Consider the following 12064-nt stretch of genomic DNA (forward strand, 5'->3'; position numbering starts at 1 on the left):
ATGAGAACAAAAGGGGAATTGTGCAAGGGAGGACGAATCATGGCGACGGGGAAATGTCAGTGCGGCGCGATCCGCTACGAAGTCAGCGGGGAGCCCGCACATAGCGCCATCTGTCACTGTGCCGATTGCCGCGCCAGTTCCGGCGCGCCGATGGTCGGTTGGGCCTTGTTTCAGCGGGATGCGGTGAGCATTGAAGGCACGCCGGTCGCCTATCAATCCTCCCAGAACGCCACCCGTCATTTTTGCGGAACGTGCGGTACCGGGCTGTTCTATACCAATCCCGCCATCTTCCCCGGCGGTATCGATATTCAGACCGCGACGCTTGACGATCAGTCGGCCTTTCCGCCCCAGGCGCATATCCAGATGGCCGAAGCGCCGCCATGGATGGCAACGGCTAACGACCTGCCAAAATTCGATCGCTTTCCCGGCGAATAAGGCGGTTCGATACGGGAGGGAAGGGCAGATGCCCCTCTCTTGCGCCCATTGGCCAGACGATCACTCCTGCTTCATCTCATGGCGCATCCGGCACGGCTCACCGCCACAGCCGGAACGGGCGCGTCACGACTCCGGTTCTTCGCTCACTCTTCCCCGCGTAATGGGGCCATAAGAAAAGAAGGAAAGGATATTTTCCGATGAAGTCGATCATGCTGGCCAGCGCCGCAATGCTCAGTTTTGCCGCCGTTACAGGCGTTGCCACTGCGCAGGAAACCCCGGCTCCGGTGAGCCAGCCGCCCGCTGGCGACATGGCGCCGCCTGCCGATCCTGCTGCCCCCGCCATGCCAGCAGACCCGGCCATGACGGCGCCTGCCGCACCCGGAACTGCTCCGGCAACGCCTGCTGATCCCAATGCAGGGATGCCGACCGGCGCTGTTCCGGCAGACCCCGGCATGGACCCGGCGCCTGCTGGCGTTCCCAATGATCCGGCCGCGCCCGTCGGATCGGCTGCAAACCCTGTGACCGTAGGCGGCAACATGACCCCGCCCCCGGCGGAGGCGAAGGACTATCCTGTCTGTTCGAAAACCGTGCAGGACAGTTGCATCAATCCTAGCGAGGCGCGCAAGGCGCGTCGCCGCTGACCAATGCATCCGGGCCGGGCAGGATAGCGATGATCGCTGCCAGTCCGGCCCGGTCGCGGGTCGCATCGCTCAGGCTGTGCCGGTCCAGCACGGCCAGAAACGCAGCGGCGGCCTGCGCCAATATGCCGGTCAGCCCGCAGGATGGGCTGATCGGGCAGCTCGCACAGTCGGCCATTCTCATGTCCGGCTCGCTATGCCGGACCACCGCGCCGATGCTGATTTCTTCCGGCGCGCGTGCGAGCGAAAAGCCACCGCCGCGCCCGCGCTGGGTCGCGATAAAGCCACCCTGCGCCAGACCATGCACCACCTTCATCAGATGATTGCGCGACAGTCCATAGGCGTCGGCAATCTGCGCAATCGTCGCCCGCCCGTCTGGCGATGCTGCCAGATGAATCAGCACGCGCAGCGCATAATCGGTGTGTCGGGTCAGTTGCATGGGTTCGTTCGTTAATCCTGCGACAGGCAGGTTAAAACATATATCCTGTTTACATCTTAAAAGATGCAAATTAAATACCGCTTATCGAGTCTGTCGAAAGGCGTTTATATGTCCAGCTCACTGTCGGCTTCCACCATCGCAATCGTCAAATCCACTGGTCCCGCCCTGCGCCAGCATGGCGTCGCCATCACGACGGCCATGTACGCCAGGCTCTTTCAGGACGAAGAGGTGAAGGCGATGTTCGATCAGGCTGCACAGGCAAGCGGCGAACAGCCCAGGCGTCTGGCTGCGGCGATCCTTGGCCATGCGGAGAATATCGACAAGCTGGGTGCGCTCGACAGCGCGGTCGCCCGCATGGTCGCGCGCCATGTCGAAACTGGGGTCCGGCCGGAACATTATCCCAAGGTTGCCGCAGCCCTGCTGCCTGCCATCCGGGAGACATTGGGCGAAGAGGTCGCGACGGACGCAGTGCTGGACGCCTGGGCGGAAGCCTACGGCTTTCTTGCAAACATATTGATCGCCAAGGAGGCGGCGGCTTACGAAGCCGCCTGATCCACTGCCCGCAATATGGTGATCCGCGCCTTGCCCGCGTCACGCACGGCGTCGATGGCAAAGCCCTTCACCTCGACATCCTCGCGCCGGTCGGTCTCGATGCTGATCCAGGTTGCAGGCCCGGTCCAGCCAAGCCGCCCCAGCTTGTCGAGCGCAACCTGTCCCGCCCCCGTGCCATAGGGCGGGTCCATGAAGATGAGGTCCAATGGCTTGGGCGCGGACCCCAGAGACAGGACGCTAGACGCCCTGATGTCGGGCCTGATGCCCAGCCTTTCGCCATTGGCGCGGATCGAATCGATCGCCAGCTTGTCCTGCTCGACGAACAGGCATGTCGCCGCGCCGCGCGAGAGCGCCTCGAACCCCAGCGCTCCCGACCCGGCGAAAAAGTCGCCGACCGCCAGCCCCTCGAACGATCCGATCCGGCTGACGAGCATCGAAAACAACGTCTCGCGGGTCCGGTCGGCGGTGGGTCGGGTCGCGTCGCCCTTCGGCGCGGTCAGCGGGCGACCGCGCCATTGGCCGGATATTATCCTCATTTGCTGTCCTTCAGGCTGGCCTTGAACTGGACCAGGTCATGCTGGCGTATTTCCTCGACCGCGCCGGGCGGCAGGTCGCCCAGCAGGAAGGGGCCATAGCTGGTGCGGATCAGTCGGTTGACCTGCAACCCCAGATGTTCCAGCACCCGGCGGACTTCACGGTTCTTGCCCTCCGTCAGGGTCATCTCGATCCACTGGTTGCGTCCGGTGCGCCGTTCCAGATTGGCCTCGATCGGGCCGTAGCGAACGCCCTCAATCTCGATCCCGTCGAACAGATCCTCCAGTTGCTGCTGGCTCACCTCGCCAAAGGCGCGGGCCCGGTAAGTGCGTGGCACCCCGGTTGAGGGCAGTTCCATCTGCCGCTTGAACCCGCCATCTGTGGTCAGCAGCAACAGCCCTTCAGTGGTCATGTCCAGCCGGCCGATGGGCATCACCCGCGGCAGATCGGCAGGCAGCTTGTCATAGATGGTCGGCCGTCCGGCGGGATCGCGCTCGGTCGTCAGGAAGCCGGTCGGCTTGTGGAACAGGAACAGCCGGGCAGGGGGCGGCGCGGCAATCGCCACGCCATCGACCGCCACGCCATGGAGCGACGCCAGCAAGGTTGCCGGCGTCTCGACCGCCACGCCATTCAGCGTCACGCGCCCTTCCTCGATCATCCGCTCGACCTCGCGCCGCGAAGCGACCCCCGCGCGCGCCAGAAGCTTGGCGATGCGCTGCGGTTCGCCCTTGCCATCGCTGGCCGCGGCGGCATGGGCGGGATGCGGATTGGCGGGCGTCTTGGCCCCGGCGCCCGGCTTCTTGAAACCGGGCTTGCGACCCCAAGGCTTGGCGCTGGCGGCGGGTCCGGTGGTGCCGTCCCCCGGCTTGCCAGAGCGCGGCTTTCCATCGGCCTTGCGGCCCGGCGCGCCAGCGCCGGACGGGCGTTTGGGGCCGCCAGGGCCTGCCCTGCGGGGCGGTCCGGATTTTTTCGGCGGTTCCAAGGGCGGGTTCCTTTTCGTGGGCACTGGCCCTTCCCATATGGCGGGAAAGCCAGCAACGGGCTGAACGGTGCCGCCCCGGCGCTTGGGCGAGGGCGTTATTGCACTCGTCCGGCAACCCGGCGCGGTACGCGGCGTTTGATCGGTGGGCATGGCGCAAACAGGGCGGATCGGCAAATGTTTTTCGGGTTTGTGAAGGGCGAAGGCGCACGCACCGGACGGCGCAAGGCGATCCGCACCGTGCTGGTGGTGGAGGATGAACCCCTCGTCGCCTTCGACAATGAACATGCGCTCGAACAGGCGGGCTACCGCATCGCGGCGACGGTGGATGATTACGACCACGCGATCAGCGTCATCGACGGCGGCGGGCTCGATCTCGTGATCGCCGACGTTAGCCTGAAGGGCGACCGCAGCGGGATCGACGTCGCCCGCCACGCCGCGACGAAGGGGCTGCCGGTTCTCTTCGTCACCGGCGCCTGCCCGCTGGACGCCCGCGCGCTCGCGCTTGGATGCTTGGCCAAACCCTATGCCCCGCGCGATCTGGTGGCGGCGATCGGCGTGGTCGATGCCGTGCTGCGCGGCGCACGCCGTCCACGCTCGCCGATCGGCCTTACCCTGTTCGATACGTCCGATTGATCCTATAGCAGGCTTGCCAGCACCGCATCAGGCCATATGGTGGCGCGCAACAAAGGCTTGCGGGGGACGCGCACCATCATGACGGATGCCATTACCGGCACGAACAGCTGGCTTACTGCGGTAAAGCCCTATGCCCAGAAAGCGCCGTTGGCGGCCTTTTTTCTGGGCGTATCGTCCGGCTTTCCCTTTGCGATGATTGGCGCGACGCTGACTACGCGCCTCGCCCAGGACGGTATCGACAAGAAGGCGGTGACCGCCTTCACCCTCGCATTTCTGGTCTATAACCTCAAATGGCTTTGGGCCTGGGTTGTCGATGGCGTCCGTCTGCCGGTCATCGGTCGGCTGGGGCAGCGAGTTTCCTGGCTCCTCCTGGCAGGTCTGCTGGTGATGGCGGCTGTTGCCAATCTGGCTTTGGTCGATCCGACCACCAGCCTGATCCAGACAGCCTATGCCGCCATATTGGTGGGCGTCGCCGGGGCGACTTTCGACATTGTGATCGACGCCTATCGCATCGAACTGTTGAAGCCTGAACAATTGGGCGTCGGGTCGGGCATGTCGCAATATGGCTGGCGCATCGGATCGGTCGCGGCCGGTGCGCTGGCGCTGGTACTGGCGGCGCGGATCGGCTGGGAAGGCGCATATCTTGCCTGCGCCATCTTCGCCTTGCCTGCCATGCTCACCGGCCTGCTACTGGGCGAGCCGGAACGCCATCGCGATCCGCTGGAACGGCGTGGACTGGGTGAAATCTGGCCGTCGATCGCAGGGCCATTGATGGAGTTTTTCCAGCGCAAGGGCGCGCTGCTCGTGCTGCTGTTCATCCTGCTGCACAAGATTGGCGACACACTGGCGAACCTGACCTTCCGCCTGCTGTTTGACGACATGGGCTATACCAATGACGAAATTGCGATTTACGACATCGGCATCGGCTTCTGGGCTTATCTGATCGGCATATTCGTAGGCGGCGTTCTCTACGCCCGGCTAGGTATGAAAAGATCGGTGTTGCTCAGCCTCATCCTGATGGGCGTTTCCAATTTCAGTTTCGCGGCGCTGGCCGCACTGGGCAAGAGCAATTGGGGCATGGCAGGCGCAATCGGGTTCGAGAATTTCGCCAGCGGCATCGGCGGCGTCACCGTAGTGGCCTATTTTTCGGCTTTGTGCGACCTGCGCTTTACTGCCGCCCAATATGCGCTGATCTCCGCCGCCGCCAGCATCGTTGGCCGCTTCCTCACCGGGACGACAGCAGGTGGTCTGATCGAGCAATTTGGCTATGTCGATTTCTACCTGCTCACCACGGCGGCGGCAGTGCCGGGCATCATCCTGTTCTGGCTGATGATGCGCGCCGGTCTGATCGATGCCAGCGTCGGCAGCGCCGCGACCGATCCGGGCGATCACCCCTCGCCATAAAGCTCCAGCGGCCGACCCAGGTCGGCGTGCGCCTGTGCGACCGCCTGCAAGCAGGTCAGCGCGCCCAGCGCATGGTCATTACCCAATAGTCGGCTCACATGCGCATAGGCCGCGTTGGGATCGCGCAGGGCGTCCCCCGTCGCCTGCATCATCAGCGCCTCGTCCACTGTCATCCGTGCGCAACAGCAGGGCGCGACCAATATCTTGCGGCTCGACGCGCGCGCCAGTTCCAGGATCATTGCCCGCATCAGCACGAGCGGACGCCGGTAGCTGCGCCCGAATGCGCCCAGCATTGCATTGGCGGCATGCGCGTCGTTGACGCCCGCGCTCGCCATGCGACGCATGACGAACAGGAATAGCCGATTGCCATAGCCTGACGGCATCGGCCGGGGCAGGTCGTCGAGGGAGGATGTCTCTCCATGTGCCATGATAGTGCGCCTTCTGCGGTGGTCTGATATCCGCAGGTTACGCTATTGCGAGTCAATCGCAAGTATAATCAGTCAGGTAGTTGATCGTTCAGCCGCAAAATCTCGCCCGCCAGATAAAGCGACCCGCCGATCAGCAGCTTGGGCGCTGAATGGCCTGCCGCTGCAATCGCCCTGATCGCGGCGGTCGGCTCGTCATGCGCGGTGCAGCCAATGCCCCAGCGCGCCGCGATCGCGGCGAATCGCTCTGCGCCATGATGCTCATGCCCTGGCACCGGCAATGCGTGGATATGCGCGATCCGTCCTGCGAAGGGGGAGAGGAAAGCATCGACATCCTTGTTGGCGAGCATTCCGATCACCAATTGCAGCTTCTGTCCCTCCAGCCGCTCGCCGGTAAAAAAGGCACTGATCGCTTCGCCCGCGCCCGCATTATGCCCCCCGTCAAGCCAAGCCGTTGCCGCATCGGGCAAGGGGGCGAGCAGGGGGCCATGGTCGAGCCGCTGGAGTCGTGCTGGCCAGTGCGCCCACAGTGGAGCGGCCTTGAGTGCGGCTTCCGACAAAGGTAAAGCGTTTTGGTGCCGCAACATGGCAAAGGCCAGCGCGGCATTCTGCACCTGATGGGCGCCCGCCAGCCGGGGTAGCGGCGTGTCGAGCCGCCCCTGTTCATCGCGATAATGCAGCCGGTCGCGATAGGCGGCGGCGTCCCAGCCATCACCCTGGCCGATCCAGCTGGTTCGCGCACGCGCGACCGCGTCCATCATCACCGGGAATAGCGTTTCGGCATAACCTTGCGTGACCAGTGCGGCCCCTTGCTTGGCAATCCCCGCTTTTTCCGCCGCAATGGCGGCCAGCGTGTCACCCAGAAAGGCCTGATGGTCGATGCCCAGTTGCGCGATGCCGCACACCACGGGATTGGCGATGACGTTGGTGGCGTCCAGCCGCCCGCCAAGGCCAACCTCGACAATGCAGGCGTCGGCCGGATGCTCGGCAAAGGCCAAAAAGGCTGCGGCTGTCGTCACCTCGAAAAAGCTGGCATTCACCCCTTCGGCAATGTCCAGAACACGCTCCAGATAACGCGCCAGCGCATCGTCGCTTATCAATTGTCCCGCCACCCGGATACGTTCGTTGAAGCGGACCAGATGGGGCGAGGTAAAGACATGGACGGTCTTGCCATCGGCTTCCATCGCCGCGCGCAGGAAGGCGCAGGTCGATCCCTTGCCGTTGGTGCCCGCAACGTGAAAGACAGGCGGCAGAGCGCGGTGGGGATTGCCCAGCCGCTCCAGCAGCGTGGTTATCCGCTCCAGCCCCAATATATCGGCACCGGGGGATAACGACCAAAGCCGGTCGAGTTGCGATTGCACCGCAGGATGATCCGATACCGCGTGATCGGCCATGCGCGCCGTCCCCCCTATAGGCTTGATGTCAGGCGGCAGCCCTTGGCGTCAGATAGTCGATGACCCGCGCCAGCGTGTCGCGCAACTCGGCGCGATGGACCACCATGTCGATCATGCCATGGTCCAGCAGATATTCGGCGCGCTGGAACCCTTCGGGCAGCTTTTCGCGGATCGTGCTTTCGATGACCCGCTGTCCGGCAAAGCCGATCAGGGCATTGGGTTCGGAAATCTGGATGTCGCCCAGCATCGCATAGCTCGCCGTGACGCCGCCCGTGGTAGGATCGGTCAGTACGACGATATAGGGCAGGCCCGCGGCATGCAGCTTCTGGATCGCGACCGTCGCGCGCGGCATCTGCATCAGCGAGAGGATGCCTTCCTGCATGCGCGCACCACCAGCGGCGGTGAAGATCACATAGGGGCATTTATGGGCGATCGCATCATTCACGCCCTGGATGAAGGCCGCGCCCACGCCCATGCCCATGGACCCGCCCATGAAGGCGAAATTCTGCACGCCCATGACCAATGGTACATCGTCGATCGCGCCCCGCGCGTTGATCAGCGCGTCATGATCGCCCGTCGCCAGCCGCGCCGCCTTGATGCGGTCGGGATAACGCTTGCTGTCGCGGAATTTCAGAGGATCTTCCTGCACATGCGGGGTCGGCAGCAGGATGAAGCCGGCGTCCAATATATGTTCGAACCGCTCCGACGGGCCGATACGGCCATGATGGTCGCAACGCGGACACACGGACAGATTTTCTTCCCATTCCTTGATGAAGATCATCTCCGAACAGGATGGGCATTTGTGCCACAGCGTTTCGGCGGTCTGTTCCTTCTTGGCGATGAAGGGGATGGCCTTGCGGACGCGGTTGATCCAGCTCATGCGGCGGTTTCCCGTGAATTGGCGGTGAGCGCACCGCTCAGGGCGGCGACGAATTGCTGAACGAAGGGCGCGGCGGCATCGCCATGCGACCCGACCAGATCGACGATCGCGGACCCTACGACGACGCCGTCGGCAATGCGACCGATCGCGGCGGCCTGCTCCGGCGTACGAACGCCGAAACCCACGGCGATGGGCAGGTCGGTCGCGGCCTTCAACTTCTGGACGGCCATATCGATATTGGCCTGCGCCGCCTGCTGCTTGCCGGTGATCCCTGCCACCGACACATGGTAGAGGAAGCCGCTGGCGCCCTCCAGCACCGCGGGCAGCCGTTTGGCGTCGGTGGTGGGCGTCGCCAGCCGAACCAGATGAATACCCGCGCTGCGCAGCGCAGGACCAAGTTCTGCATCTTCCTCCGGCGGCACATCGACGCAGATGACGCCGTCCACGCCAGCCGCCTTGCACTGGTCGGCAAACCAGTCGGACCCGCGCACCAGCATCGGATTGGCATAGCCCATCAGCACCAGCGGCGTGTCGGGATGGCGTGCGCGGAAATCGGCGGCAATCGAAAAGATATCCGCCGTTTTCGTGCCGGACCCCAGGCTGCGCAGATTGGCCAGTTCGATCGCCGGGCCATCGGCCATAGGATCGGTAAAGGGCATGCCGAGTTCGATAATGTCCGCGCCCCCGGCGACCAGCGCGTCGAGGATAGCGGGGGTGGCCGCGACGGTCGGATCACCGGCAGTCACGAAGGTGATGAGCGCAGCGCGGCCCTGAGCCTTGCAGGCGGCGAAGCGGGTAGCCATCCGGTCCATCATCACATCTCCACGCCGAGCGCGTCGGCGACCGTGAAAATATCCTTGTCACCCCGGCCCGACAGGTTGACGACGATGATCTTGTCCGCATCCATGGTCGGCGCAACCCGCTCCGCCGCAGCGATGGCGTGGGCGGATTCGAGGGCAGGGATGATGCCTTCCAGCGCAGACAGTCTCTGGAAACTCGCCAGTGCTTCATCGTCGGTAACCGGCATATATTGGACCCGGCCAATTTCGTGCAGCCAGCTATGTTCCGGCCCGATGCCCGGATAATCCAGCCCAGCCGAAATGCTGTGGGCTTCCCTAATCTGGCCGTCCTCATCCTGCAGCAGATAGGTGCGGTTGCCGTGCAATATGCCCGAAGCGCCGCCCGCCAGGGATGCGGCATGCTTGCCGGTCAGTCCTTCGCCCGCCGCTTCCACACCAATCATCGCAACGTCCGTGTCGTCCAGGAAGGGATGGAACATGCCGATGGCATTGGAACCGCCGCCGACCGGGGCGATCAGCATATCTGGCAGGCGTCCTTCGGCCTCCATCATCTGCGTCTTGATTTCCTTGCCGATGATCGACTGAAAATCACGCACCAGTTCGGGGTAGGGATGCGGACCCGCGGCCGTGCCGATGATGTAGAATGTATCATGCACATTCGACACCCAATGGCGCAGCGCGTCGTTCATCGAATCTTTTAGCGTTGCTGATCCCGACGTCACCGGAATGACCTCTGCGCCCAGCAATTTCATGCGGAACACATTGGGCTTCTGGCGCTCGACATCCTTGGCGCCCATGAAAATCTTGCATTCCATACCGAACAGCGCAGCGACGGTCGCCGTCGCGACACCATGCTGGCCAGCGCCGGTTTCGGCGATCACCTTCTTCTTGCCCATGCGACGGGCGAGCAGCGCCTGGCCGATGCAATTGTTGATCTTGTGCGCGCCAGTGTGGTTGAGTTCCTCGCGCTTCAGATAGATTTTCGCGCCTTTTCCGGCAGGCGCATCCTTGCGCAGCGCTTCGGTCAGTCGGGCTGCGTGATACAGCGGGTTGGGGCGTCCGACATATTGCTTGAGGAGATAATCATATTCCTCCTCAAACGCCGGATCGGCCTTCGCCGCGCGATAGACTTTTTCAAGGTCCAGGATCAGCGGCATCAAGGTTTCGGCGACGTAGCGTCCGCCAAACTGGCCGAAATGGCCACTGGCATCGGGCTGGTTGCGCAGGCTGTTGGGCAAGCTGATAGTGTCGGTCATGATCGTTTCAGTCTCTTGGGTCAAAATGGGCGTTCGCTTCGGTCGGGGAAGCGATCAGCGCCATCGTGTCCCGATGCGCTCGACAGGGGCGAACAGCGTCAACATTGGGAAACCGCTTTGCAGAAGGTGATGATCTTGTCCATATCCTTGATGCCCGGCGCGCTTTCCACGCCCGACGAAACGTCGATCAGGGGCGCGCCGGTTATGCGGACGGCTTCGGCGACATTGTCCACCGACAGGCCACCCGACAGGCCCCATGGTTCCGGCACCGCCACACCGCGCAACAAGGTCCAGTCGAACCGCAGCCCCATGCCGCCGGGCAGTGCCGCGCCATGGGGCGTCTTGGCGTCAAACAGCAGCCGGTCGACCGCGCCGGTATAGGCGCTGGCCGCGTCGATGTCGGCGCGTGTCTTGACCGAAATCGCTTTCCATACCGACAGGCCGGAGCGATGGCGGATCGCCGCTGCGCGTTGCGCGCTTTCCTTGCCATGGAGTTGCAGGGCTGTGAGCGCGCCGGTAGCGACCAGTTCGTCCAGCAACTCATCGGTCGGATCGACCACCACGCCAACCCGCTCGACATGGGCAGGGGCGATCGCGGCCAGCGCCCTGATCTGGCCGGTATCGACGTGGCGCGGGCTTTTGGGGAAATGGACAAAGCCGATATGGCTGGCACCGGCGCGCACGGCTGCGCCCACCGTATCGGCAGTCGAAAGGCCGCAAATCTTGATCGCGAGTCGGGACATGGCAGGGGCTTTAGCCGCGATGCAGCGCGAAGTCACATGACCGGAGGGGCATTGGCGGGCAGAATCGGGGGCATGTGACCCGGCTGGGTCAGGTCCATATCATGCAGCGCCAGCCATTGGTCGGCATGGTCGATACAGGCCCGCCCCAGAAACTGGTCGAGCGTCGCGACTATGTCTGCGTCACTGTCGATGCGTGGATCGAGCGGCGGATGCCAGTGCAGATCGAAATATGGTCCATCGGTACGGGCGAGATAGAATGGCAGAAACTTTGCGCCCACCTTGCGCGCCAGCCGCAGGGCGACCGACAGATTGCCCGACGGCATCAGGTCGCGGCCGAATGTCGGGAACCAGACCTGCAACTCCCGCCGCTCGTCGACCAATATATAGAGCGTCGCCCGGTCTTTCTGGGTCAGATGCTTGAACACGCCGCGCGCCGCGCCTTCGCCGCTGATCGCTTCGCCCATATAGCTTTGCCGCGCTCTCTTGAGCAGTGCGGCCTGCGCTGGATTGTCGGGTGGGTCATATATGCCCAGCCCCGGCCGGTCGGTCGACGCCTTGATATGGGCGGCCAGCAAATCCCAGTTGCCGGTATGGACGGTCAGGCTGATCATTGGTCCCGGCCCGTCCAACACCGCCTGATAGCCGGCCCGGTCGATGACGTTGACATGCCGTTCATTGACGAGCCGATCGATATTGGCCAGTTCGCCCAGCGTCCGCCCGATATTGAACCAGCGCCGGGTCAGCATCGCCTCGCGCTCCGCCTCCCCAAGGTCCGGTCGCAGGATCGCCAGATTGGCGCGCGCACGGGTGTCGCGCAGCTTCATGCGTGGACGGGCGAAGGTGACCGATAGCCAGCCGCCGAGCCAGGACGCGATGCGCGCAGGCAACAGCCGCAGCAGGGCAAAGAGAAAGGGGTTGGAGAGCATGGCGATAGCGTCATACAGAAGCG

The 12064-nt window shown here is 63.8% G+C and carries 15 protein-coding genes; 5 read left to right on the plus strand and 10 right to left on the minus strand.

Features of this window, described 5'->3' with window-relative positions; genetic code table 11:
• The first annotated feature begins 39 nt into the window (after positions 1-39).
• Positions 40-435 (plus strand): GFA family protein, encoded by a 396-nt coding sequence (locus tag IWY39_RS01475; RefSeq protein WP_107125510.1) that lies wholly within the window; start codon positions 40-42, stop codon positions 433-435.
• A gap of 197 nt (positions 436-632) precedes the next feature.
• On the plus strand, positions 633-1076 hold the full coding sequence (locus IWY39_RS01480) for a Fe-S oxidoreductase (protein ID WP_107125511.1): 444 nt from the start codon (positions 633-635) through the stop codon (positions 1074-1076).
• On the opposite strand, the gene IWY39_RS01485 is transcribed toward IWY39_RS01480, so the two are convergent.
• Entirely contained in the window at positions 1045-1512 is a 468-nt protein-coding gene (locus IWY39_RS01485) for an RrF2 family transcriptional regulator (RefSeq protein ID WP_107125512.1), read from the minus strand. The genes IWY39_RS01480 and IWY39_RS01485 overlap by 32 nt on opposite strands.
• Before the next feature lie 108 nt (positions 1513-1620).
• Between IWY39_RS01485 and IWY39_RS01490 the strand changes: the two genes are divergently transcribed.
• Entirely contained in the window at positions 1621-2064 is a 444-nt protein-coding gene (locus tag IWY39_RS01490; RefSeq protein WP_107125513.1) for a globin domain-containing protein, read from the plus strand.
• Here IWY39_RS01490 and rsmD read toward each other — a convergent pair.
• Together rsmD and IWY39_RS01500 are read right to left on the minus strand one after the other, a co-directional pair.
• Positions 2049-2600, minus strand: a complete 552-nt coding sequence (rsmD, locus tag IWY39_RS01495) for a 16S rRNA (guanine(966)-N(2))-methyltransferase RsmD (protein ID WP_019052016.1) — start codon at positions 2598-2600, stop codon at positions 2049-2051. The two genes, IWY39_RS01490 and rsmD, sit on opposite strands and share 16 nt — an antisense overlap.
• Positions 2597-3580, minus strand: coding sequence for a pseudouridine synthase (locus IWY39_RS01500; RefSeq protein ID WP_196871316.1), 984 nt, complete (start codon positions 3578-3580; stop codon positions 2597-2599). The genes rsmD and IWY39_RS01500 overlap by 4 nt, the downstream gene beginning before the upstream one ends.
• Positions 3581-3754: 174 nt before the next feature.
• Between IWY39_RS01500 and IWY39_RS01505 the strand changes: the two genes are divergently transcribed.
• Both IWY39_RS01505 and IWY39_RS01510 read left to right on the plus strand, forming a co-directional pair.
• Complete coding sequence (locus tag IWY39_RS01505; RefSeq protein WP_017182680.1) at positions 3755-4213, plus strand: response regulator; 459 nt, start codon at positions 3755-3757, stop codon at positions 4211-4213.
• A 78-nt stretch (positions 4214-4291) separates the two neighbouring features.
• Positions 4292-5617, plus strand: coding sequence for an AmpG family muropeptide MFS transporter (locus IWY39_RS01510; RefSeq protein ID WP_107125584.1), 1326 nt, complete (start codon positions 4292-4294; stop codon positions 5615-5617).
• Here IWY39_RS01510 and IWY39_RS01515 read toward each other — a convergent pair.
• The 7 genes from IWY39_RS01515 to IWY39_RS01545 form a co-directional block, all read right to left on the minus strand.
• Positions 5602-6045, minus strand: a complete 444-nt coding sequence (locus IWY39_RS01515) for a DUF6628 family protein (RefSeq protein ID WP_107125515.1) — start codon at positions 6043-6045, stop codon at positions 5602-5604. The two genes, IWY39_RS01510 and IWY39_RS01515, sit on opposite strands and share 16 nt — an antisense overlap.
• A 68-nt stretch (positions 6046-6113) precedes the next feature.
• Positions 6114-7436, minus strand: a complete 1323-nt coding sequence (locus IWY39_RS01520) for a bifunctional folylpolyglutamate synthase/dihydrofolate synthase (RefSeq protein ID WP_107125516.1) — start codon at positions 7434-7436, stop codon at positions 6114-6116.
• 28 nt (positions 7437-7464) lie between these two features.
• On the minus strand, positions 7465-8316 hold the full coding sequence (gene accD / locus IWY39_RS01525) for an acetyl-CoA carboxylase, carboxyltransferase subunit beta (protein ID WP_017182676.1): 852 nt from the start codon (positions 8314-8316) through the stop codon (positions 7465-7467).
• Positions 8313-9128, minus strand: a complete 816-nt coding sequence (gene trpA, locus IWY39_RS01530; protein WP_181316800.1) for a tryptophan synthase subunit alpha — start codon at positions 9126-9128, stop codon at positions 8313-8315. Before trpA ends, accD begins: the two co-directional genes overlap by 4 nt.
• A gap of 2 nt (positions 9129-9130) precedes the next feature.
• Positions 9131-10372, minus strand: coding sequence for a tryptophan synthase subunit beta (trpB, locus tag IWY39_RS01535; protein WP_107125518.1), 1242 nt, complete (start codon positions 10370-10372; stop codon positions 9131-9133).
• A gap of 98 nt (positions 10373-10470) precedes the next feature.
• Entirely contained in the window at positions 10471-11115 is a 645-nt protein-coding gene (locus tag IWY39_RS01540; protein WP_107125519.1) for a phosphoribosylanthranilate isomerase, read from the minus strand.
• A 32-nt stretch (positions 11116-11147) separates the two neighbouring features.
• Complete coding sequence (locus IWY39_RS01545; RefSeq protein ID WP_107125520.1) at positions 11148-12041, minus strand: lysophospholipid acyltransferase family protein; 894 nt, start codon at positions 12039-12041, stop codon at positions 11148-11150.
• Positions 12042-12064: the final 23 nt, after the last annotated feature.

Source organism: Sphingobium sp. JAI105 (assembly GCF_015752145.1).
In the GTDB taxonomy this organism is placed as follows: Bacteria; Pseudomonadota; Alphaproteobacteria; order Sphingomonadales; family Sphingomonadaceae; genus Sphingobium; species Sphingobium xenophagum.